The sequence below is a fragment of the Leptolyngbya sp. FACHB-671 genome (assembly GCF_014695745.1).
In the GTDB taxonomy this organism is placed as follows: Bacteria; Cyanobacteriota; Cyanobacteriia; order Elainellales; family Elainellaceae; genus JAAUTN01.
Genome location: NZ_JACJOV010000129.1, coordinates 68786 through 92461 on the forward strand (window position 1 = coordinate 68786; position 23676 = coordinate 92461).

The window sequence follows — 23676 nt, forward strand, 5'->3', positions numbered from 1 at the left end:
AATAACTTGAACGATCTCCTCAAAGCAAAGCATTAGCATCTTGGTCGTATCAAGGTTAGAGTGAGGCACAGCAATGGGACATTCTGTTCGGAAGCAAGCCATACCTGTTGAGTTCTTTGAACAAATTTGTGCCAATCAACTCCTGCTAGCATTGATTGACCAGTTATGGGGTTGTGGAGGCAGCATGTTTCACTGGTTTACTCCATTTACCGTGACTAATTCTGAGTACTTCCCAAGCCCAGTGGATGAACTCAAACAAGATTATGGGGTAATGAAGGATTTTTGGAAGAACGGCTTTCAATCTGAGGATGAACTTGAATCGTATTGCACCCTACTGGAACAATCTTTAAACCAATTAAAAGCAGATAATCCATACCTTATTCATCAGGAAGTTTGGCTGGATAGGAGAATGCATGAACAAGTTTATTCAGCCATATTGCAAAATTTAGAGGTAAAATTTCCTGACTTAGATGCTGAATTTGCTTATGAAGCCGTGTGGGGAGGCGAACGGATTCAACCTGGTTCAGATCTTCGATATCTTAGCTCAAATCGGGTAAGGGCGATCGCTCAAGTGCTGAACCAAATTGAAGTGAATGAGTTGCTTCATCATTCTGATGCTTTTCACGGTGATCCAGTTTCCTTAGAAGAATTCCACAAAACCGTTCAAGCGTTCAAAACTTGCTTCAAAGAAGCCGCAGAACGAGAGCAAATCATCCTCACTAAAGTGACTTGATAAATTGTATTTTACAATCCAGTTTTCGAAATAAACTTAACATTCATTTGTTGACAATTCATTATCTGATGAAGTTTGGTTTCAAGACAAATTAGGCTAGATTAATTACAGTGCTTAGCCCTTTGGAAACTGGCATCATGAAAACTCTAGAGGAAATCAAGCAATGGTTTATACAGCACAAATCAATATTGCAAGAACGTTATCAAGTTGAAGAGTTAGGAATTTTTGGCTCTTACGTCAGGCAAGAACAAACAGAAACTAGCGATGTGGATGTGCTAGTAGAGTTCTCTGAAATACCAAGTCTTTTGAAGTTCATTAACCTAGAGAATTATCTCAGCGACAATCTGGGAATCAAAGTCGATCTAGTGCATAAATCTGGCTTGAAACCTCGCATTGGAGAACGAATTTTGGCAGAGGTTGTTTACTTGTGACTAGGCGGCAAGTGGAGGATTATTTACAGGATATTTTGGATGCTGTCGTCGCGATCGAGCAATTCACAGCAGGGATCGAATTTGAGGCTTTTTCAAGCAATTTGGAAAAAATCTTTGCGGTTTCAAGGGCAATCGAAATTATCGGTGAAGCGGTAAAGCGAATACCAGATTCTGTGAGAGATCAATACCCTGATATTCCTTGGCGGGATATTGCCGGAATGCGAGACAAACTAATTCACGATTATTTCAATACAGATATAGAAATTGTTTGGAAAGCAGTTCTGGAAGACGTACCACAGTTAAAAATAATGATTTCCAAAGTTTTAGCTGATTTGCAAGGTCAGATTTAAGCGATCGCCACCACTTCTCCTCAGTTTAGATTTGCTACCAAACTACAACGCTGTATTGCTCAAATTCCTTATAGAATTGCAAGCATTCCAATACCTAACTCCTATGTCTTGCCAACATCTCGGTCAAATCACCCCAGACAACCTAATTCCGAAAGCTAACTATCCAATGTTTCGGTGTGAAGAATGCATTCGGACAAACGATCGCTGGGTGCATCTGCGAATCTGCCAAAGCTGCGGTAAGATGCTGTGCTGCGACTCTTCTAAAAATCAACACGCCCGTCGTCACTACGAGGAGACTGGGCATCCCATCATTAGTTCAGCAGAACTGGGGGAACAGTGGCTATGGTGTTTTGTCGATAAGCAAATGCAGCAATATTGATACATCGCAGCCCTCAATCAGTTGTAAGATGAGCGGGTTGTAATTTGGCTGCACGAATGAGTGCGATCGCCTCTCAGTTTGAGAAAATTGTCGGCTCCGTTGGGGTTTCTACTTGGGAAAGCTTGAACTCCGAGCAGCAGGTTCAAATTAGCGCAGCTCTGGTTCCTGGTACTCAAATCGACTGTGTGATTTATCCTGCAACTCCAGCAGAGCTAGCAGAAGTGATGACCTGCGCCAGTCAAAATCGCTGGCGTGTTTTGCCCTGCGGCTCTAGCAGCAAATTGCACTGGGGCGGCTTGGCAGAAGGCGTTCAGATAGTGGTAAGTACAGCGAAACTGAACCGTTTGATCGATCATGCGGTAGGGGATCTCACTGTTACAGCGGAAGCGGGAATGCGGTTTGCAGAGCTTCAGGCGACGCTGGCAAAGGTAGGGCAATTTTTGGCGATCGCCCCCACCTATTCCGATCGGGCGACCTCGGGAGGAATTGTTGCCACTGCCGACACGGGTGCCTTGCGCCAACGTTATGGTGGCATTCGAGATATGCTGATCGGGCTTTCCTTTGTGCGATCGGATGGGCAAATTGCTAAGGCAGGTGGGCGAGTTGTGAAAAACGTCGCAGGCTATGACCTGATGAAGCTGTTCACCGGGTCTTATGGGACATTGGGAATCATCAATCAGGTGACATTTCGGGTATATCCGCTGTCAACTGCCTCTCAAACGGTCATTCTTACGGGAACGCCAGATGCGATCGCCCAGGCAACCCAAACGCTATTAGCTTCAGCCCTGACTCCTACAGCGATCGAGCTACTTTCTGACAGTACTGTTGCTCAGCTACAGCTAGGTCAGGGCATGGGATTGGTCAGCCGCTTTCAAGGAATTGCGGTCAGCGTCGAACAGCAAGCGGCCAAACTTCTAGAAGTGGGTCAAGCGTTAGACTTAAAGGGCGAAGAGTTGACCGATGATGATGAGTCCAATTTATGGCACAAATTACCAGAAAGATTTGAAGATACTGCTGCTGAACCCGTGATTATTTGCAAGATAGGAATATTGCCCACCAACGCAGTCGCAACTTTAGCAAAAGTGAGTGAAATCAGGCAGAGTGAAATGACCGAGGCGATCGCCACGATTCATGCAAGTAGCGGCTTAGGCAAACTTAAAATGAGTGGGGACGCGACTCCTGAAACGCTGCTCAAAATTCGCCAACTTTGTGAATCTCAGGGTGGTTTTCTCACAGTGTTATCGGCTCCACAATCGCTCAAACAGCAGTTTGACGTTTGGGGCTATTCAGGCAGTGCGTTGGAGTGGATGCAGAAATTAAAACAACAGTTTGATCCACAGAATTTGCTCAGTCCCCATCGTCTTATCCGCAACATTTGAGGGGTGCGATTGCCAAATGAACACTTCAGACCCAACCAAACCTGCTGATCAATTCAATCAAAACCTGGACAATCAAAACCTGGACTCCTTTCCCAGCTTTGATGCCAAACATCCGCCCGACCAAAAACTGGTTGATGCCTGTGTCCACTGCGGCTTTTGCCTGACGACCTGTCCCAGCTATCGCGTGCTTGGCAAGGAAATGGATTCGCCTAGAGGTCGAATCTATTTAATGAATGCTATTAATCATCACGAAGCGCCGCTGTCTACCGCGACTTCACAACACTTTGACTCTTGTTTAGGCTGTCTCGCCTGCACCACAGCCTGTCCATCCGGAGTGCAGTATGACCAGTTGATTGCTGCGACTCGTCCCCAGGTTGAGCGAAATGTTCCTCGTTCACTGGGCGATCGCCTCTTCCGCCAACTCATCTTTTCCTTATTTCCCTACCCTAATCGCCTGCGGTGGTTGCTGGTGCCGCTATTTGTTTACCAGAAGCTAGGACTGCCAAAGCTAGTGCGTTCTACCGGATTGCTCCAGCGGTTCTTGCCACGACTCGCTGCAATGGAATCTCTGTTGCCTAATGTCACTGCCGAATCATTTCAAGACACATTACCGACTGTAATTCCAGCGCAGGGAGAACAGCGCTATCGAGTGGGAATGATTTTGGGTTGTGTACAGCGGTTATTCTTCTCAGAAGTGAATGAAGCGACAGCCAGAGTCCTCAGCGCTAATGGCTGTGAGGTGGTCATTCCCAAATCTCAGGGTTGCTGTGCGGCACTGCCGCAACACCAGGGACAGGAAGAACAGGCACAGGCGATCGCCCGCCAGATGATCGACAGCTTTGAAGGCACAGACGTAGACGCAATCATTATTAATGCCGCAGGCTGCGGACATACGCTGAAGGAATACGGTCACATCCTTCAAGATGACCCTGACTACCGTGAGAAGGCGCATGAATTTGCCAGCAAAGTGAAGGATGTTCAGGAGTTTTTGGGAGCGATCGGACTCACCGCCAAACTTTCTCCCCTCACTGACGCACCTTTAACGCTTGTTTATCAGGATGCTTGCCACCTGCTGCACGGGCAAAAGATCAGCCTGCAACCGCGTCAGCTTCTGCGTCAAATTCCGAATGTGCAGCTTCGAGAACCGATAGATGCGGCTCTTTGCTGCGGCAGTGCAGGCGTTTACAACATGCTGCAACCCGAAGTTGCAGACGAGTTAGGGCAGCAAAAGGTACAGAATTTACTCAACACAGGCGCGACACTGATTGCCTCTTCAAATCCCGGTTGCTCATTGCAAATTCAAAAGCACCTCCAGCTTCAAGGCAAAACCGTGCCGCTGATGCATCCAATTCGCCTGCTAGATTACTCGATCCGTGGCGTGAAACTAGAGCAACTTTGAATCCTCGGCATCCGGGATTGCTAAGGCTAACTGATAAATTTGACGACGGGACAAGGACGTTTTTTGAGCAAGCTGTCGGCTGGCTTGCGATCGCGACAATCCCTGATTCAACAAGTGCTGTAATTCTGCTCTCAGGGCTGACTCTGACAACAGTGGCTCTGCCAGTTCGTTTCCGGCGATCACCAGGGTGAATTCCCCTTGAGGTTCTCGATCGCTGTAATGGGCGATCGCCTCCTCTAAACTGCCGCGCCACACTTCCTCATGCAGTTTGGTCAATTCCCGTCCCAGAGCGATCGCTCGGTCGGTTCCCAACACCTCTGCCAGATCCTTCAGGGCTTGCCGCAAGCGATGGGGAGATTCGTACAGAATCAGCGTTCTAGCCTCGGTCTGCAAAGCTTCCAGGCGATCGCGTCGTTCCTGTCCTTTGGCGGGCAAAAAGCCTTCAAAAATAAAGCGATCGGTCGCTAAACCCGACACGCTAAGCGCTGTCACTCCTGCACTGGCTCCCGGAATAGGCACCACTACAATTCCCTCATCGGCACAGGCTTTTACCAGTTCGTATCCGGGGTCGGAAATTCCTGGCATTCCGGCATCGGTCACGAGGGCGATCGCCTTGCCCTGACGCAACCGCTCTAGCAGTTCGGGCAACCGGCTGTGGCGATTGTGGTCGTGATAGCTGACCTGCGGTGTAGAAATTTGAAAATGTTGGAGCAGTTTACCGGTGTGGCGAGTGTCTTCGGCGGCGATCGCATCCACCGTTTGCAAAATTCGCACTGCCCGGAAGGTCATATCTTCCAGGTTGCCGATCGGGGTTCCTACTACATACAGAGTGCCGTGCATGTAGGCATCGTAGCTCAGAGTGAGAATGAGAAACGCTGAAAACTGCTTAATCTCTCAGTATTCCTAGTGATTTGAAGCTTGCTAAAAGCTAAAATCGCGAATCTCCGTTCTCAAAACCTGTAAAAGCACCTGTTTAAGTAAAGTTTTATTTACTGAGAAGATACTGATTTCGCTGAGCCTCGTTGTTGGTTTGTTGAAGCTTTCAACAAGGCAAAGCTCCGCTGCGCGGTTTTAAAGATCTGCTAACCATAATGCTTATACGTGGAACTTGGCTGAACGGTTTTAAAAATTTGAAAATTCTTTTCCTTACATTGCTTAAAAAATAGCTTCATCAGAGTGCCGCTGACCTTAAAACCCTTTGTCAGTCTCCACAATTGCTTGCGTTCTTGGCTCTTCTTTAATTTGCATTTACCTGTAAATCACTTCAAATCATGGTCACTACCAGCTCTGAATTCGCCGCTGTTTCTGCATCTGTTCGTTCTCAGGTTTATTTAAGAGGTTCGACCAACATCCATCCTTCGGTCAACAGCAAAGTGAAGCGATGTATCGATATTTTGGGAGCAACGATAGGGCTGATTTTGACTGCGCTAGTGGTTGTGCCCATTGCGATCGCCATCCAGATTGACAGCCCAGGACCCGTTTTCTACAGCCAAACTCGCTGTGGGCATCGTGGTCGCTACTTCAAAATTTGGAAATTTCGCTCAATGGTCGTGAATGCTGAAGCACTCAAACAGCAGGTCACAAATCAGGCAAACGGTCACGTCTTTAAGAATGACAACGATCCTCGGATTACAAGAGTGGGTCAATTTCTGCGACGTACTAGTCTGGATGAACTGCCGCAGTTTTGGAATGTGCTACAGGGCGACATGAGCCTAGTGGGCACTCGTCCGCCTACAGTAAACGAAGTTAAACAGTACAGCAAGCATCACTGGAGACGGCTCGAAGTTAAGCCTGGTATTACGGGCGAATGGCAGGTCAATGGTCGCTCTCAAATCATCGACTTTGAAGCTATTGTGCAGCTTGACCTGAGATATCTTCATCGCTGGTCAGTAATGTATGACCTTTTTTTGATTGGCAAGACGATTTGGGTGGTTTTGTCGAAACAGGGAGCCTGTTAAATCCTTAAAAGAATCACAATCAATAGACCTTTTGCGTGAATGGTAGCGCGGCTCCGCCGCGCTACCATTCACGCTTTAAAAAGCGATTCATAGAGGTTTATTTAAATGACCTAAATTTTGATTTAGCTGTAGCTTAGTTCAAGCGTATTCGGTTCAAGGGTAGAATCCTCAAAAGTTGAGGGGGGTTATCATCTCAAGATGGACTCTCTCAACTTTCTTGCGTCTTCTTATACCTACTCACAATCTGGTAGCTTTATCGGCTCCACTCTTCCTCGTGATTTCCCTATTTCCCCCACTGCAATTGTTGGCGATCGCCCCTGCCTGGTTCTCCTACGCCTTTCTAACTCATCCGCTCATGGGTCAGGTTCAGCCGTTTTTAGGAGATGTTCGACTTGATTTGGCAGCTCTGGTTGTGATGCTGGCCCTTTCTGCCTGCTTTTCTGGGTCAGAAACCGCTATTACGGCCCTGGACAATCTGAAACTGAGAGCACTGATCAAAGAACAGGGTGATCCCGGTGGAATGTTTACCCTGGTGCTAGAAAATCGGGCTCGGTTCATCACCACACTCCTGATCGGCAACAATCTGGTTAATAATACTTCGGCTATTCTTACCAGTAATCTTTTCACGATCTGGTTTGGCAATGCAGCAGTGGGGATCGCTACAGGTGTAATCACGCTGCTAGTCCTGATATTTGGCGAGATTACGCCCAAGTCGCTGGCAATCAACAACGTCATGCCGATTTTTAGGGTGGTGGTACGCCCAATCTATTGGCTGTCTAGAGTGCTGTCATTTTTTGGCATTGCTCAGTTTTTGGAGGCGATCGCTCAATTCGCCATCCGCACTTTTCAGGGCAACGTAGTACAGCCAGGAGAATCGATCAAAGATCTGCAGCTGATGATCGAAATTCTGGGCGGCAAAGGACAGCTTGACCTCGATCGCCATCAGTTGCTCAACAAAGCACTCATGCTCGATCGGGTGGTAGCGCGAGACGTGGTCAAACCTCGAATTGACATGCAAACGATTTCCCACGAAGCAACGCTACGCGAACTCGTAGATTTTTGCTTAAAAACCGGATACTCTCGCATCCCGGTTCAAGAGGAATCAAAAGATCAAATTGTGGGCATCGTTCATCTGAAGCGAGCTCTGCAAGAATTAGACTCGGTTTGCCAAACTGACCAGACTGATGCGCCCGTGACGCAAGCAATGGATGCACCTGTCTACATACCCGAGCTAAAGCGGGTCGCTGACCTGCTCAAAGAAATGCTGCAACAGCAGTTTCACATTGCGATCGTGGTAGACGAATATGGTGGCACCGTTGGACTCGTTACCCTGGAGGACATTCTAGAGGAGCTAGTTGGTGAAATCTATGACGAAAGCGACTTTCCCTCTCGGATTCGATGGCAGCGCAGCGTGCCTACGATTCGGCGATTAGGTTGAGCGTTTGCTAAACATGACGTACAAGCTAGAAACCTGCTTTGAACCAGTCAAGAGTCCTGCATTACAATCAACAGCGCTAATTGTCGAGGAACGCTGTAAAATTGCGAAATCTGTTGAAGGGCAGTTTGCGAACCGCCCCTACCAGAGGGATGGATAGTCATAATCCATCCCTCTGTTCAACGACATCTAAATTCAGCAGAATCAAGCATGGAATAAGAGGCAGTATGAACCAATAAGCAAGCCCGATCTCTAGTAAAGCAACCAGTCAGGGTGATTTTTACCAAACCCTCTCAGCGTGACAAAGTGTAGGGACATCATGTGCGCTTCTAATTGACTGCTGTTGTCGTGTGTTGTTGCCCAGCAATTTAGTGAGATTCTCTGTAAGACTTTCCGCAGAAAGATTTATAGTGATCGCATCAATTGCTCAACCGTCCCAACGTTGCATTCTGTAGGAGCGGTACCTTGAACAAAAAGACTTCTAATGATTCCTCTCTGTCCGTCCAAGTGATTGTCCTGTCCTTAACCGCTTGGGCAATTATTGCGCTCCTATTTTTTCTCTTATTTAGTGTGCCTTTACCCGGGCAAGGGCGACCGAGCTGGTACGGAGTGACAACTTACGTGCTTGAAGATGTCGCTTTTTTGGGAGCTGCCATCCTCTGTTTTCGGAACTGGCGCAGTAGCCTGATCGTCAGTGGTAGAACTGTTTGGTTAGCGATCGGTTTGGGAATGTTGTCTTACTTTATCGCTAACTTGCTGTTGGCTCAGTGGGAGTTGGGCTGGGGGCAATCGCCCGACCTTTCCCCTGGAGACTTCTTTTTTATCCTGACTTATTTCTTCTTGGGCTGGGGAATGCTGCTGGCGGTCATCTCTAGGCGGCTGAATTTAGCTTTGTGGCAATGGGCTACGGTTTTAGGAATTGCGATCGTAGGGATTTTGCTTGCCTATCTGCTGCTTTCCGCACCAGAAGAAACTGAACTTCCGGCGGCTCCTACCGGGATTGAACAAACTGCTCCTGCTAATCCCGGTGCTCCACCAGATGCAGCCCCAGCGCTGCCGGAGAGCTCCACCGAAGCCGATGCCCTAGCAGCAAATACCGCCCCAGGTTGGGTTACGAGTTTAGCGGCTGACCTGGAACCCCTGGGAGATATCGTTACACTGCTCTATATCATAGGTGACATTATTCTGGTGGTGATGGCAACAACCCTGCTGTTAGCATTTTGGGGAGGGCGATTCTCCCTATCTTGGCGGTTCATTGCCGCTGCCGCTTTCTCACTCTATCTGGCAGACATCTGGTTCTTCTATGCCACTACCTATGTTGAGGATTACGAAACTGGAGCTTTGCCAGAGGTATTCTTCATCTTTAGCGCGGTTCTGTTTGGCATTGGTGCAGCCTTAGAGTACGATCTGTCAACCCGTTCTCGCCGAGGAGGAAGGAGGAGAGCGTAGGATAAGGGATGAAAGAACTCCCTATAATCCTGATGAATTGGCAGAATGGTAGTAGTGGTAGTGATAAAAAGCAAAGATATAATTTGCTTCTCTACAGAAACGGTCTAATAGCTGACAGTCCGATCGCTGGCTGAGGAAAGATTTGCGGCATGGCTCCCCAAAAATTGTCTGATTCTGATAAACAAACGATTCTCACGTTGTATCGCCACCCAGAGGAGACGACCTCAACTCTGGCCAGTCGCTATGGCGTGAGCAATACCACCATTAGCCGCATCCTGAAGCAAGGCTTGTCGGAACAGGAGTATGAAACCCTGGTGCAGCAAAAGCGAGGTGGATTGTCTACCCGGTTTCTCAATTTTGCACCTGAGTCTTCTGAACCACCTGAAGTAGAATCTAAGCCGATTCAGCCACTTGAACAACCTTCTCAACCTGAACTCTTTGAATCATCTCCCCAACCTGAATTCTTTGAACAACCTTCTCAACCTGAACCCTTTGAACAACCTTCTCAACCAGAGCCATTGGTCTCTCAGTTAGCCGAAGCGAAGCCAAAACCTCAACTACGGGAGATTCCAGCTCCTCAACGGCGTGAGCGGAAACGCACGGCGATCGCCGAAGCAAATGAGACAACGTTTGCGGCTCCGTTGACCAAAACGACAGAGGTAGACAGCGTTGAAGCAAAAATTGCAGAGGTGGCTGACAAAAACTTGTCTTCTGCGACGCAGATTCCGCTGCTAGAATTTTCAGCAGCAATGGAAGACCAAATTGCAAAGCCGCAGTCAGACCAAAACTACGGTTTAGAAGCAACTCCTCGTGTTGCAGAGACGCTAGCAGAAGATCTGTTGAACGAGGGAGAGGACTTTGAAGAACTGGATGATGAGGAAGAAGATTTAGAAGACCTGGATGACGACCTGGATGATGATGAGGATGACTCGTATGGAGCAGGTGGAGATTCGCAAGATTTCACCGCTGTACATATTCAGTCAAAGGAGCGGGTAAGCGTTTTGCCGTTGTCTGAAGCTCCGATTCCTAAGATCTTTTATTTGGTTGTTGATCGCGCCTCCGAGTTGATTACTCGCCCACTCAGAGATTTTGCCGACCTGGGGCAAATTCCTGATGAGGAAATTCAAGCAAGAACGCTGCCAATTTTTGACAACCATCGAGTTGCTCGACGGTTTTCTCGCCGAATGCAGCGAGTCGTCAAGGTTCCCGATGGGCGAATGCTACACAAAGTTGGACCTTATTTGCAGGCAAAGGGGATCACGCGTTTGCTAATCGATGGGCAGGTTTACTCGATTTAAATTGCAGATTTAACTTGCAGAACACGGTGAAAATCGAGCGGTTGGATCATCTGGTCTTGATGGTGGCTGATTTACAAGCGACCTGTGATTTTTACGCGCGGGTTCTAGGAATGGAGGTGGTGATGTTTGGCGATCGCCGCTATGCCCTCCACTTTGGGCAGCAAAAGATCAACCTGCACCAAGTTGGCAGAGAGTTTGAGCCAAAATCTGCCGAGCCTACTCCTGGCTCTGCCGACCTTTGCTTGATTACAGCTACACCTTTAGCTGAGGTAATGACTCACCTGCAATCGTGTGGAGTAGAAGTTGAGCAGGGCATTGTGCCAAGAACTGGAGCAATGGGGGCGATCGCCTCCCTCTACATCCGTGATCCCGATGGCAATCTGTTAGAAATTTCCAATTACCCCCAAGTCTCGTAAGATTGGAGCAACGCTTGCGGATACATCATGCAGATTCGGGTTGAGACATTTACGGTTCACAAGCGATTTGCTCTGACTATCAGCCGCGGCACGTCGGCAGAAAGTACGAACGTCTGGCTGATTTTAGAACATGACGGAGTTGAAGGCTGGGGAGAAGCTTCGCCTTTTTCGGTAGGTCGTCCTCAGCCCACCGAAGAGATTGTTCTTCAGCTTCAGCAAATTGCGCCTCAATTAAAGTCGCTGACTCCCTTTGACCAGCAGCGGATTGAGCAAATTTTGACAGATGCCAATCTGCCCTCTGCTGCCCAGACTGCACTTGATCTGGCATTGCATGACTGGCGCGGCAAGTATCTGGGGCTGCCGCTGTGGAAACTGTGGGGATTGGAGCGCGATCGCATCGTGCCCACCTCTGCCACCATTGGTATCAGTTCTCCTGAAGCCGCTCGACAACGGTTGCTGCATTGGTTACAGCTTGCTCCCTTTCAAGCCGTTAAGGTGAAACTGGGTAGCCCTAGTGGGATCATGGCAGACCAGGAAATGCTTAAAGCAGTGCAGCAAGAAGTGCCCAAAGGGGCAAAAGTCAGTATTGACGCAAATGGCGGTTGGAATCTGGCAGATTCTATTTCTATGAGCCACTGGCTAGCGGAACAGGGTGTCACCTACATTGAGCAGCCGCTCGACAAAGGTCAGGAGTCAGATTTACTGGAACTGTATCGTCAGTCGCCCTTGCCCATTTTCGTAGATGAAAGCTGTTTTGATAGTCGCGACATTCCCAAACTGGCAGATCGCGTTCATGGTATCAACATTAAGCTAATGAAATCGGGCGGCTTGAGTGAGGCACTCCGGATGATTCACACTGCCAAAGCCTGTGGCTTGCAAATTATGTTTGGCTGCTACTCAGACAGCGCTTTAGCCAATACCGCAGCGGCCCATCTGGCTCCTTTTGCAGATCATTTAGACTTGGATAGTCATCTCAACCTAATTGACGATCCGTTTGTTGGGGCCTCTTTGGAAAGTGGCTGTCTAGTGCCAAACGACTTACCAGGATTGGGGGTGCAACGTGTTCACGGCTAGCGATCGCATTGCCCTGCTGATGCATGAAGGGCTGCAAGGGGCAAAAGGAAAAACGGGCATTTCTCTACTGCGTTATAGCGATCTGTCGATTGTGGCAGTTGTGGATGAGCAATCTCCGGGGCGATCGCTTTCAGAGCTGATTGGAATTTCGCGTCCGGTGCCCATTGTTGCATCGGTAGCAGAGGCACTCGCCTATCAGCCTACCGTGTTAATGATTGGGATCGCTCCCTCTGGCGGAGCGCTGCCCGAAGACTGGTGGCAGGAAGTAAAACAAGCTGTTGCCGCGGGTTTGTCAGTTGTGAATGGACTGCATACACCCCTGGCAACTGATCCCCAACTTAGCAGCCTGCTAAAACCCGGGCAGTTGATTTGGGATGTGCGCCGAGAGCCACAAGGTTTAACAGTAGGCAGTGGTCAGGCGCGATCGCTTCCTTGTCTACGAGTTCTGACCGTTGGCACCGATATGAGCGTCGGCAAAATGTCTGCCAGTTTAGAGCTAGATCGAGCTGCACAAGAGCGAGGTTTACAGTCCCGCTTTCTGGCAACAGGTCAGACAGGGCTAATGCTGGGTCATGACGGCATTCCTTTAGACGCAATCAGAATTGATTTTGCCTCTGGCGCAGTCGAGCAAATCATGATGCGCTATGGATATGACTACGACATTCTGTTTGTCGAAGGGCAAGGATCGCTGATGAATCCAGCCTCTACTGCTACTCTTCCTCTGATGCGGGGCAGTCAACCTACTCATCTGGTCCTAGTTCATCGGGCGGGACAAACTCACGTTCAGCAATTCGCAGATGTTCCCATCCCACCCTTACCCAAAGTTATTCAAGTGTACGAAACGGTTGCCTCTGCTGGCGGAGCATTTGCTGAGGTGAAAGTGGTGGCGATCGCCCTTAACACCTTTCACCTGAGCGAAGAAGAAGCACAGGAAGCGATCGAACATGCCCAGCTAGAAACAGGGCTGCCTTGCACCGACGTGATTCGCTCTAACGCAGAACCTATTCTAGATGCAATTCTCAAGTGACCAATACTGCACTCACGACAAAACGAGAATATGTAAAACGAGGATATGGCTGGCATATCCTCGTTCAAGCTTAGTCTAGACAGGTGAAGCGGTATTAAACTCTAAAACTTAACTCGATCAGGAAAAGAGTCCTGAAGCTGGACAAGTCAGTTCTCTACAACTCGGCTCCGGGCGGTAGAATGACCTGATCGACAGCGTGAATTACCCCGTTGCTAGCCTGAATATCAGGCTCGATCACCGTTGCATTGTTGACCATGACTCCGCCAGCGGCTTCATCAACCTCAACGGTAACAGGTGTGCCCTCAACTGTTTCCACTTCTCCGGCTGCGATTTCGCTAGCAGGAAGCTCTTCTGGCACGACATGGTATGTCAAAACTTGAGCTAGGACGTCCTTATTTTCAGGAAGTAGAAGCTGATCCAGTGTGCCTTCGGGTAGTGCTTCAAAGGCTTCGTTGGTAGGTGCAAAAACAGTGTAAGGGCCCTCGCCTGAAAGCGTTTCAGTCAGTCCTGCGGCTTCAATGGCAGTCGCTAGGGTGCTAAAAGATTCATCAGACGCCGCTAGATCTGCAACCGTTTCTCCTTCACCAGCAGTTGCGCCCTCAGCAGTAGGGTCTTCGACAGCAGGGTCTTCAGTTGCAGGAACCTCTGTTGTGGTTGCAGGAACCTCAGTTGACTCGACCTCGGCAGTATCGGTGGGTTGGTTGCAGGCGGACAGAACGAGCGCACTGCTTAACCCAACTAGACCTAAAACCAAACGCTTAGAAATTTGGTTGCGAATCATAAATACCTCTTCAATTGTCACAGTAGTCTTGATGACCTTTACAGAACTTAAAGGATGTTCTCAAGCAATGCCCTCAGCCCCTAGATAGATGTTGTCTAGAATACAAAAAAGAAATTTATTGATTTGATTGGTTGAATGCTTCAACCGTAGGGGGTTGTGAGAAATGTCTTTACAGACAAAAGCAACAAACACACGCTGTGGCTGCATCCGGCAATCCCAAAAAGTGAAGTATTCTTAGTTTGCTAATGGATCTAAGCGACCGCCCCAATAATTCCAAAGCTGCACCTTAACTTTTGCCATGCCTCCATTTCAGCATCCTCGATTGGCTGTGCCGCCGCCGCTGATGATGTCCGAGCCAGGGTCTTTTGCTCATCTGACCCTAACTCAGCGATGGCCGGCGATCGCCCAACGCACAATCGATGAAAATGATTTCCCAACGGACATTGTTGTCGCTCTGGAAACCCTGGTGCAGGAGCTATTTGAGGGCAAAGTACGACTGCTTGAAGACGAAAACGCCCCCGATTTAGCGGAGTGGTCAACTTATCTGCATCCTTACCTCAATTGTTCCTGGATGGAGGTACCCTGGTTCTTTGCCGAGGTTTATTTCTACCGTCGTCTTTTAGAAGCAACGCAGTACTTCCAACCTGGAGCATGGCAAGGTTTTGATCCTTTTCACACCCAAAAACATGCCAGCTTAACCACATCTCTAGAAAAAGTTCGTGCAGTAAGTTCTCAAATCAACTCGTTGCATCAGTCACAAATTGATCAGAGCAAAGAGGATGTGACGTGGGGTACAAACCTTGCTGTGCTACTTCATAACGCACTCTGGGGAAATCAAGCTGATTTAAGCTTAAAGCCTACTGTTGATTTGGTTTTTGAAAGTAACGCTGAAACTGAATTTGAGCAGGCTCAGAAAACTCACGTTTTGGTAGACGATACGGATAAACTGTTAGATTGGTTCGCGGAGCAAGGGAAAGGGGAAGGGAGATGGCGATCGCACCCCCGAATTGATTTAGTCGCAGATAATGCAGGCTTTGAGTTAATTTGTGACCTCTTCCTGATTGATCTATTGCTAACTCAACCTTCTCCCTTTACTGTTTATCTGCATCTTAAGATTCATCCTACGTTTGTCTCAGATGCCACCATTGTAGACGTTCATCATACCCTGGCCGTTTTATCCAATGATAGGGAGATGAGTGTCCAGAGTCTGGCAGAAAGGCTCAAGAATTATTTGGCGATCGGACGACTACAACTCCTAGCAGATCCTTACTGGGTTTCACCTTTAGAGCTCTGGGAACTACCCCAAACACTGCATCATGAGTTGTCTCAGAGTAACTTAGTCATCCTCAAAGGTGATGCCAACTATCGCCGCTTACTAGGAGATCGGCACTGGTCATTTACGACCCGATTTGAAGAGATCGTATGCTACTTTCTCTCTCCTCTATTAGCATTACGAACCCTCAAATCGGAAGTTGTAGCAGGCTTACAGCCTGAACAAGTAGGGTTACTCAATCAAATAGACCTAAGCTGGTTAACCAATGGAGAATGGGCAGTTATGCAGTTTGCTGACCTACCAGGTTTGGGGTTGCAATGACGGGTTGGCGAGTCCTCCAGTTAAACCGATAGCCGTGAGGCAGGATGTGGAGCTTAACACCACAAACCGCCAGAGGCTCATCTTTGAGTAATCCTTCCAGATTGTTGTGAGTGGTACCTGACTCATCTACAACTGTGATGGCTCCCTCACCCACAACTTCAAACTCATCACCCGTCACAATTACAGCCGTGTTCTCGTCAATGCCAATTCCCAACACGGCAGGCTGTTGTACCAAGGCTGAAATTAGTCGTCCTAACCTACCTCGTTGGGCAAAGTGTTGGTCAACCACGATGCCAGGAAGAAAACCCATTCCTGGTCCCATCTCAACTGCATCAACACTAGGGTTTGTTTCGGATTTTCCTTCAACAATCATCATGTCGGGCATCATTGCGGCTCCTGCACTAGTGCCCCCCACAACAATTCCTTCGTTGTAGCGTCTGTGAATCACACTGTCGAGTTTAGTGTCTTTAATCAGGTCAGTAATACGTGCCTGGTCTCCGCCAGTAAAGAATACGCCCGTTGCCTTTTCAGCCTTTTCTAAATTTTCAGAACGGTCTGCGTCTTCCCGATAATCGGTATCAATGACACAAACATCTTCCACTCCCAGACGCTCGAAAATCCGCACGTATTGGGTTCCAACTTCTCCAGGTAGGCTGGTCGCTGCGGTTAAAACTGCAATTCGAGCGTTGACCCCTCCAGCGCATCTTACAAACTCTCGAAGGATAGTGCAGTCTCCTTCTTTATCTTCCGCCCCACCAATGATGACTAACTGTCCCCGACTTTGACTCGGCTCCATACTGTGCCCTACCTTAATTTTTAACTTGGGATTTTTAATCGGTTCTCGATCGTAGCTGCTAAAGTGATTCGGAGAGAGCGATCGCCTTTAATGTACGTTTGAGAAATACCTTAATAAGCGTACTGCTGAAATCAGGTAAATCTGACCTCGCTTGAGATAGAGATTTTGGCGATTTCTGTAACCATTGTTGCAAATTAAGATTGTGATTCTATGAAATTCGAGTTGGAAATCTATCTAACGTCCTATTGAGACTTGTCCTAAATAAGAGATAGTTTTGGACTGATCTGTGTCTTTAGAAATCACCATGAGCTTTCAACGTGCTAGCGGCATTCTACTGCACCCAACCAGTCTACCCAGTCAATTTGGAATTGGTGATTTAGGCAAATCGGCATACAAATTTGTGGATTTCTTAGAGAAAAGTGGGCAAAAGCTGTGGCAAGTTTTGCCATTAGGCCCAACTGGATATGAGCATTCTCCATACACCATGAATTTCAGCGCTTTTGCCGGAAATCCTCTCCTGATCAGCCTGGAAACCTTGGCAGAAGAAGGTTTGCTGAACGCAGATGAACTGTCCCCACTACCCTCTGAGGAAAATGCTGCTCCTCATTTGATTGATTTTGATCGGGTGATTCCACATAAGTTTAAGTTTCTCAAATTGGCTTACGAACGCTTTCAGAACCTCAGCACGCCGGATCCACAACTCGAACAGTTCTCTAAAGAACAGTCCTATTGGTTAGATGACTATGTGCTGTTCATGTCGTTGCTCGAAGCCAATGAGGGGAAAAGCTGGAATTATTGGGAAGGGGCGATCGCCCGACGAGAACCAGATGCACTCAAAGCAGCCGCAGAACAGTTGCAAGAAAGTATTCAATTCCATCGATTCTTGCAGTTCAAATTCTTTGAGCAGTGGTCAAAACTTCGGGCTTATACCAATCAGAAAAATATTCAAATTGTAGGTGATATTTCTATCTACGTTTGCCACAACAGCTCTGATGTTTGGGCAAGTCCAGAAACATTTAAACTAAATCCACAAACCTTTGAACCTGCTTACATCGCCGGAGTTCCGCCTGACTACTTTAGCGCTACTGGGCAGCTTTGGGGGAACCCCGTATATGACTGGGATCAAATTAAGCAAACCAACTATGCCTGGTGGGTAAAGCGGTTTCAGGCAACGCTGCAATATGTTGATATTGTTAGAGTTGATCACTTCCGAGGGTTTGAAGCCTACTGGCAAGTTCCTGCTGGAGAGGAAACTGCAATCAATGGTGAGTGGATCAAAGGACCAGATGCCGAGTTCTTTGAATCACTAAGCGACCAGTTAGGCAGTTTGCCGATCATGGCAGAGGATTTAGGAATTATCACACCTGAGGTTGAGGAACTACGCGATCGCTTCCAATTTCCCGGAATGCGAATCCTACAGTTTGCCTTTGGTGAAGATCCTAAAAATCCCTACCTACCGCACCATTACATCAATAACTGTGTGGTTTACACTGGCACTCATGACAACGACACAACTTTAGGTTGGTGGTCAGGAGCCAGTGCTGGAGAAAAGCAATTTGTGGCTCACTATTTAGGCTGTACATCTGCCGAAGAGATTAAACAGATCAATTGGGAATTCATCCAGCTAGCACTTGCTTCGGTTGGTGATTTGGCTGTTGTTCCACTGCAAGATGTGTTGGGTTTGGATAACCATGCTCGTATGAATGACCCTAGCGTATCCGCAGGTAACTGGCGCTGGCGTTACACCGACTCTAATGTGTTGACTCAAGAATTGAGCGATCGCCTACTCCGTCTCACTCATCTCTATAGCCGATAAATCTTACCTACCCTGAATCCCTCTCCCGCAGTAGAAGAGGGATTTCAATTTTCTCTCATTACTCCCTTCCCGATTAAAAATTAGGCACTATAAAGATCAGGGATGCCCCCGCGACGCGGAGGGCATCCCTGATCTTTTATTAGGAGAGGAGTAAGCCACTAATCAAATCTGCAAAAGACTAATGACTGTTAACAAAACTATCCTCAAGCCGAAGCAGCTGAGTCAGTTTGATTCATCGCAGAATCAGAACCACGGCCAAACGACAGCATTACCCGCGAAACGCCGCTAAACAAAACGCTTGCACCAACCAGTGTGCCAATTAGCCAGGGAGCGTTAAAGGGCCATTGGAACAAAACTATACCGCCAAATGCCAGCGTTACAATTCCATTCACTAAAGCCCAGGTCCAGTTTTGCTGCGGACGCAGACGAAACGCCAAGATTGTTTCAAACACACCTTCTGTCAGGAAAAAGCTACCCAGTAGCAAAGTCAGAGTAAGGATGCCCGTCCGAGGATAGACGAACAGCATAAGACCGGTCGCTACATAAAGGACTCCCAACAGCAATTTCCAGATGAAACCGCCACGATCGCGCGTTTGAAACGCATAAACGACCTTAGCAGCTCCTGCAGAAATCAGGATGAAGGCAACCCAAGTCTCAGCAACAAGGGTTGAGAAGATAGGTAGGGCAAGCCCCACAATACCTAGAACAATGAGCAGGACACCCACTAAAGGAGAATTGTTTACCTGTTTATTAATGGTGTTAGTTCCAGCGCTAGTTTCAGCGCTAGTTTCAGGAGACACGTTGGATGTCATAGTCGTTTTTTTCCTATCTGTAATAGCTTCTCTGCACAGGTTAGGAAAAAAACTACTCGCCTGGTAGGACCTTAGGGTAGACCTCCTTTTAACCCGTGATCGGGGTTTACTCTACAAAAGGTTACAAATTCTAAGAGTTTAGTTACAAATCAGTAACGACATCTTAATTGATATGAAATTTGTGAGAGCATAATCAGTGCCGATTACTGGTACTTAACCAAGTCTGAACAGAGAGTCTGAAGCGAGATGGATCAACATCAGAAGTCAACAGTCGTAATTACAGGTGCTTCTTCGGGAGTAGGTCTACAGGCGGCAAGAGCGCTAGCTCAGCGTGGATGGCACGTAGTGATGGCTTGTCGAAATTTGGAGAAAGCAGAAAAGGCAGCCCAATCTGTAGGAATGTCGAAAGATAGCTACACCCTTCTGCATATTGATTTGGCTTCTTTGGAGAGTGTGCGGCAGTTTGTAACAGACTTTAGGGCAAGCGGCAGATCGTTAGAGGCACTGGTCTGCAACGCGGCGATTTACATGCCCCTGTTAAAAGAGCCATTGCGATCGCCAGAAGGCTACGAGCTAAGCGTTGCCACCAATCACCTCGGGCATTTCCTCCTGTGCAACCTGATGCTTGAGGACTTGAAGAAGTCTCCCGCATCCGACAAGCGTTTAGTCATCCTGGGCACAGTAACTCACAACCCCGATGAACTGGGCGGAAAGATTCCTCCACGCCCCGACCTGGGAGAGTTGCAGGGCTTTGAGCAAGGTTTCAAAACACCGATTTCCATGATTGACGGCAAGAAATTTGAACCCGTGAAAGCTTACAAAGACAGCAAAGTTTGCAACGTACTGACGATGCGAGAGCTTCATCGCCGCTTGCACGACTCGACCGGCATTATCTTCAGTTCTCTCTATCCGGGATGTGTGGCGACGACTGCGCTATTCCGCAACCACTACCCACTCTTTCAGAAGATTTTTCCGCTCTTCCAGAAATACATTACCGGCGGTTTTGTGACTGAAGAACTGTCTGGAGAACGGGTTGCAGACGTTGTTGCCAAGCCAGAATACGGTCAGTCTGGAACTTACTGGAGTTGGGGCAATCGTCAGAAAAAAGAAGGCAAATCGTTTGTACAAAAAGTTTCTCCCGAAGCCCGCGATGATGCCAAGGCAGTGCGTCTATGGGAGCTAAGCGCAAGGCTAGTGGGGTTAGAGGAACCCGCAATGTCTGCTAAGTAGTTGTTGGACGATCGCTATGCTGGCTCCCAACAAAGCGGATTGCCTTGTTATCCTGTAAGTAAAGTTGTCCTGAGTGGATTGACTTCCTTACCATGACCCAACAACCCAAGCGTATTTGCATTCTCGGTGGCGGCTTTGGCGGTCTTTATACCGCGCTGCGGCTGAGCCAACTCCCCTGGAGCAAACTCGAAAAGCCTGAAATCGTGCTGGTTGACCAGCGCGATCGCTTCCTATTCTCGCCTCTGCTCTACGAATTGCTTACAGGTGAACTGCAAACCTGGGAAATTGCTCCTCCTTACACTGAACTGTTAGCAGGCACAGGCGTACATTTCTATCAGGCAGCGATCGCTGGAATTGACGTGCAGTCAAAGCAAGTACAGCTTCAGGACGGACCAGAACTGTCCTACGATCGCTTAGTTTTGGCGCTTGGCGGCGAAACCCCTCTGGATATCGTGCCAGGGGCAACCGAACACGCGATTCCTTTTCGCACGATCGCCGATGCCTACCGTCTAGAGGAACGACTGCGAACCCTGGAAGCATCTGAGGCAGACAAAATTCGAGTTGCTATCGTCGGCGCAGGCTACAGCGGTGTTGAGTTAGCCTGCAAACTGGCAGATCGGTTAAAAGAACGAGGACGGCTGCGGTTGGTAGAACTGACCGACCAAATCCTTAGAACCTCACCAGAATTTAACCGGGAAGCAGCTCAAAAGGCCCTGGAAGAGCGGGGCGTGTGGATCGACCTGGAAACGAAGGTAGAAGCGTTGGGTGAGAACACGATTTCATTGGAGTACAAAGGGAAGGTCGACACAATCCCAGTTGAAGTGGTGCTATGGACAGTCGGCAACAAAGTTGCAGAGGTTGTGCAAAATCTACCGCTGAAGCATAACTCACGAGGACAGCTTGTAATCACGCCAACTCTTCAGGCGATCGACTATCCCGAAGTTTTTGCACTGGGCGATCTGGCAGAATGCCAGGATGTAGATGGACAAAAAGTTCCAGCGACCGCCCAATCCGCTTTTCAGCAAGCAGAGTATGTGGGTTGGAATATTTGGGCATCGTTAACCAATCGTCCGCTGTTGCCGTTCCGCTATCAGCATCTTGGCGAGATGATGACTTTGGGCACCGATGATGCAACCTTTACTGGCTTGGGAGTAAAGCTAGACGGACAGCTAGCCTACGTTGTGCGTCGTTTAGCATATCTTTACCGAATGCCTACTCTGGATCACCAACTTAAGGTCGGTTTGAACTGGATCGTGCGCCCGTTGCGTGAGATGCTTTCTATCTAGAGTCTTGATGTAACGTTAGCTATTGCTCTAGGTAGGTAGACGCTGATGAAGCATCCCAAGGTGATTTTTTTGGATGCCGTTGGCACGCTATTTGGCGTGAAAGGCAGCGTGGGCGAAGTTTATGGTTCGCTGGCTCGCCAATTTGGAGTAGTGGTAGAGGCTGAAGTCCTGGATAATGCTTTCTTCCAAAGCTTCCGGGCAGCCTCTCCAATGGCATTTCCGAGGGTGTCACGGTCAGAGATTCCAGAGCGAGAATTTGCCTGGTGGTGGGCGATCGCCGCTCAAACGTTCCAAAAGGCCGGAGTGCTAGACCAATTCGCGGATTTTTCAGCGTTTTTTACCGTTCTCTACAGCCATTTCGAGACAGCTGAACCCTGGCTCGTTTATCCTGACATTCGCTCTACTCTGATGCAGTGGTGCGACCAGGGGGTTGAACTGGGGGTTGTTTCTAACTTTGACTCTCGTATTTACGCCGTCCTATCCGCTCTGGAGCTAGCCGAATTCTTTAGCTCAGTCACCATTTCCACAGAAGTGGGGGCTGCAAAGCCTGATCCCCAAGTTTTTGCGACCGCATTGCAGAAACATAACTGTTCTCCTGGCGAAGCATGGCACATTGGCGATAGCTTTAAAGAAGACTATGAAGGCGCAAAAGCTGCTGGACTGAGAGCCATTTGGCTTAAGCGAGCAAGCGTCTCCATTCCGGCTCCTTCTCTTAGCGGGGTAAGGAGCTAGATACAGATTCTTGCTTAACGGATTCACCGTTTAGATATAAGAATTTGTGGTATAAATCTACAGTAAATTTATAAAGTAGCTGGGGATCGTTGAGCGTGAGACAGTAGCATCAAATTTAAGGACTGAGATGAAGTGCTGATAATTTGCTGCTATCAAGGTCATTTCCCTTCAGCATGAGGTCTGGTTGCAGTGGGCATTGTTATTGAGAATGTTTCAAAGCAGTTTGGCAGCTTTCAAGCGGTCGATCAAGTTGATTTAGAAATCAAGACCGGATCGCTGGTCGCTCTGCTTGGGCCTTCAGGATCAGGCAAATCTACGCTGCTACGGTTGATTGCTGGGTTAGAACAACCCGACACAGGCAGAGTCATTCTCACGGGTAGAGACGCGACCCATGAAACCGTTCAGGACCGCAACATTGGCTTTGTGTTTCAGCATTACGCCTTGTTCAAGCACCTGACCGTGCGTAAGAATATCGCTTTTGGCATGGAGATTCGCAAAACACCCAAGGCGAAAGTCAAAGCAAAGGTGGAAGAATTGCTGGAGTTGGTGCAGTTGGCGGGGTTGGGCGATCGCTACCCCTCTCAGCTCTCTGGCGGTCAGCGTCAACGGGTTGCTCTGGCAAGAGCGCTAGCTGTGGAGCCAAAAGTGCTGCTGCTTGACGAACCCTTCGGGGCACTTGATGCCAAAGTGCGAAAAGACCTACGGGCTTGGCTGCGTCGTCTGCATGATGAAGTCCACGTGACGACCGTCTTCGTTACCCACGACCAGGAAGAGGCGATGGAAGTCTCGGATGAACTCGTGGTTATGAATAAAGGCAAGGTTGAGCAGGTGGGTAGCCCCGCCCAGATCTATGACAATCCGGCTAGCGCTTTTGTGATGAGCTTTATTGGTCCGGTTAATGTGTTGCCCAGCACCTCCCATATTTTCCAGGGGAATGGGTTTGACTCGGCTCACCCAGAGGTCTTTCTGCGTCCTCAAGACGTACTAATCGAAACGCAGCCTAACGGCACCACCGTTGCCGCCAGAGTCACTCGCCTGATTCATCTGGGTTGGGAAGTGCAAGCAGAGTTAGCGCTGGACGACGGACAGGTCGTCACGGCTCATTTGACTCGCGATCGCTTTGACCAACTCAAACTAGAGCCACAGCAGCGAGTTTTTGTGAAACCCAAAGAAGCTAAGGCATTCCCGCTATATTACTCAATCTGATGAAGGCTTCGACGCAATTTGTCGTCCAGTGCAGCCTAAGTTGTAGTCAGCGGTCGTGTGTTAGGCATCTCCAGACAGGAAGTTACGCCCCCTTT

At 48.5% G+C, this 23676-nt stretch carries 23 protein-coding genes; 19 read left to right on the plus strand and 4 right to left on the minus strand.

Annotated features, from left to right (window positions below):
* Nucleotides 1–73 precede the first annotated feature (73 nt).
* The 6 genes from H6F93_RS19080 to H6F93_RS19105 all read left to right on the plus strand — a co-directional run bounded on the left by H6F93_RS19080 (nt 74) and on the right by H6F93_RS19105 (nt 4671).
* Nucleotides 74–733, plus strand: a complete 660-nt coding sequence (locus H6F93_RS19080; protein WP_190683962.1) for a hypothetical protein — start codon at nt 74–76, stop codon at nt 731–733.
* 137 nt (nt 734–870) lie between these two features.
* Nucleotides 871–1164, plus strand: coding sequence for a nucleotidyltransferase family protein (locus tag H6F93_RS19085; protein WP_190683966.1), 294 nt, complete (start codon nt 871–873; stop codon nt 1162–1164).
* Nucleotides 1165–1175: 11 nt separating this feature from the next.
* Nucleotides 1176–1514, plus strand: a complete 339-nt coding sequence (locus H6F93_RS19090) for a HepT-like ribonuclease domain-containing protein (protein ID WP_524537969.1) — start codon at nt 1176–1178, stop codon at nt 1512–1514.
* Nucleotides 1515–1617: 103 nt separating this feature from the next.
* Nucleotides 1618–1893 (plus strand): UBP-type zinc finger domain-containing protein, encoded by a 276-nt coding sequence (locus tag H6F93_RS19095; RefSeq protein WP_190683972.1) that lies wholly within the window; start codon nt 1618–1620, stop codon nt 1891–1893.
* A 44-nt stretch (nt 1894–1937) separates the two neighbouring features.
* Nucleotides 1938–3272 carry an FAD-binding oxidoreductase gene (locus H6F93_RS19100; protein ID WP_242043527.1) on the plus strand — a complete coding sequence of 445 codons (1335 nt, stop codon included), beginning with the start codon at nt 1938–1940 and terminating at the stop codon, nt 3270–3272.
* Between the two features lie 16 nt (nt 3273–3288).
* On the plus strand, nt 3289–4671 hold the full coding sequence (locus tag H6F93_RS19105; protein WP_190683976.1) for a (Fe-S)-binding protein: 1383 nt from the start codon (nt 3289–3291) through the stop codon (nt 4669–4671).
* Here the strand turns inward: H6F93_RS19105 and rsmI are convergent.
* Entirely contained in the window at nt 4657–5511 is an 855-nt protein-coding gene (gene rsmI / locus H6F93_RS19110) for a 16S rRNA (cytidine(1402)-2'-O)-methyltransferase (protein WP_190683979.1), read from the minus strand. The two genes, H6F93_RS19105 and rsmI, sit on opposite strands and share 15 nt — an antisense overlap.
* A 431-nt stretch (nt 5512–5942) precedes the next feature.
* Here rsmI and H6F93_RS19115 point away from each other — a divergent pair, with 431 nt between their 5' ends.
* From H6F93_RS19115 to H6F93_RS19145, 7 genes are all read left to right on the plus strand, one after another.
* On the plus strand, nt 5943–6629 hold the full coding sequence (locus H6F93_RS19115; protein ID WP_190683981.1) for a sugar transferase: 687 nt from the start codon (nt 5943–5945) through the stop codon (nt 6627–6629).
* Nucleotides 6630–6903: 274 nt separating this feature from the next.
* On the plus strand, nt 6904–8067 hold the full coding sequence (locus H6F93_RS19120; protein ID WP_524537970.1) for a CNNM domain-containing protein: 1164 nt from the start codon (nt 6904–6906) through the stop codon (nt 8065–8067).
* A gap of 462 nt (nt 8068–8529) precedes the next feature.
* A complete protein-coding gene (locus tag H6F93_RS19125) occupies nt 8530–9513 on the plus strand; it encodes a hypothetical protein (protein WP_190683984.1) in 984 nt (327 codons plus the stop codon).
* 149 nt (nt 9514–9662) lie between these two features.
* Nucleotides 9663–10811, plus strand: a complete 1149-nt coding sequence (locus H6F93_RS19130) for a hypothetical protein (protein ID WP_190683988.1) — start codon at nt 9663–9665, stop codon at nt 10809–10811.
* Between the two features lie 26 nt (nt 10812–10837).
* Complete coding sequence (locus H6F93_RS19135; RefSeq protein ID WP_190683990.1) at nt 10838–11227, plus strand: VOC family protein; 390 nt, start codon at nt 10838–10840, stop codon at nt 11225–11227.
* A gap of 27 nt (nt 11228–11254) precedes the next feature.
* Nucleotides 11255–12301, plus strand: coding sequence for a dipeptide epimerase (locus H6F93_RS19140; RefSeq protein ID WP_190683995.1), 1047 nt, complete (start codon nt 11255–11257; stop codon nt 12299–12301).
* On the plus strand, nt 12288–13328 hold the full coding sequence (locus H6F93_RS19145) for an N-acetyltransferase DgcN family protein (RefSeq protein WP_347277325.1): 1041 nt from the start codon (nt 12288–12290) through the stop codon (nt 13326–13328). Before H6F93_RS19140 ends, H6F93_RS19145 begins: the two co-directional genes overlap by 14 nt.
* 154 nt (nt 13329–13482) lie before the next feature.
* On the opposite strand, the gene H6F93_RS19150 is transcribed toward H6F93_RS19145, so the two are convergent.
* On the minus strand, nt 13483–14109 hold the full coding sequence (locus tag H6F93_RS19150; protein ID WP_190644468.1) for a fasciclin domain-containing protein: 627 nt from the start codon (nt 14107–14109) through the stop codon (nt 13483–13485).
* A 298-nt stretch (nt 14110–14407) separates the two neighbouring features.
* Between H6F93_RS19150 and H6F93_RS19155 the strand changes: the two genes are divergently transcribed.
* A complete protein-coding gene (locus tag H6F93_RS19155) occupies nt 14408–15703 on the plus strand; it encodes a damage-control phosphatase ARMT1 family protein (protein ID WP_190683997.1) in 1296 nt (431 codons plus the stop codon).
* Here the strand turns inward: H6F93_RS19155 and H6F93_RS19160 are convergent.
* Nucleotides 15663–16499, minus strand: a complete 837-nt coding sequence (locus tag H6F93_RS19160; protein WP_190644466.1) for a cyanophycinase — start codon at nt 16497–16499, stop codon at nt 15663–15665. The genes H6F93_RS19155 and H6F93_RS19160 overlap by 41 nt on opposite strands.
* Nucleotides 16500–16803: 304 nt before the next feature.
* Between H6F93_RS19160 and malQ the strand changes: the two genes are divergently transcribed.
* Nucleotides 16804–18315 carry a 4-alpha-glucanotransferase gene (gene malQ, locus H6F93_RS19165; RefSeq protein WP_190684002.1) on the plus strand — a complete coding sequence of 504 codons (1512 nt, stop codon included), beginning with the start codon at nt 16804–16806 and terminating at the stop codon, nt 18313–18315.
* 203 nt (nt 18316–18518) lie between these two features.
* Here the strand turns inward: malQ and H6F93_RS19170 are convergent, their stop codons facing one another.
* Nucleotides 18519–19127, minus strand: a complete 609-nt coding sequence (locus H6F93_RS19170) for an HdeD family acid-resistance protein (RefSeq protein WP_190684005.1) — start codon at nt 19125–19127, stop codon at nt 18519–18521.
* 246 nt (nt 19128–19373) lie between these two features.
* On the opposite strand from H6F93_RS19170, the gene H6F93_RS19175 reads away from it, so the two are divergent.
* The 4 genes from H6F93_RS19175 (at nt 19374) to H6F93_RS19190 (ending at nt 23581) form a co-directional block, all read left to right on the plus strand.
* Nucleotides 19374–20357, plus strand: a complete 984-nt coding sequence (locus H6F93_RS19175) for a protochlorophyllide reductase (protein ID WP_190684008.1) — start codon at nt 19374–19376, stop codon at nt 20355–20357.
* A gap of 92 nt (nt 20358–20449) precedes the next feature.
* A complete protein-coding gene (locus H6F93_RS19180) occupies nt 20450–21643 on the plus strand; it encodes an NAD(P)/FAD-dependent oxidoreductase (RefSeq protein ID WP_190684012.1) in 1194 nt (397 codons plus the stop codon).
* 45 nt (nt 21644–21688) lie between these two features.
* Nucleotides 21689–22375, plus strand: a complete 687-nt coding sequence (locus H6F93_RS19185; RefSeq protein WP_190684014.1) for an HAD-IA family hydrolase — start codon at nt 21689–21691, stop codon at nt 22373–22375.
* Nucleotides 22376–22564: 189 nt separating this feature from the next.
* Nucleotides 22565–23581: a TOBE-like domain-containing protein gene (locus H6F93_RS19190; RefSeq protein WP_190684017.1), complete on the plus strand. Its 1017-nt coding sequence runs from the start codon at nt 22565–22567 to the stop codon at nt 23579–23581.
* Nucleotides 23582–23676 lie beyond the last annotated feature (95 nt).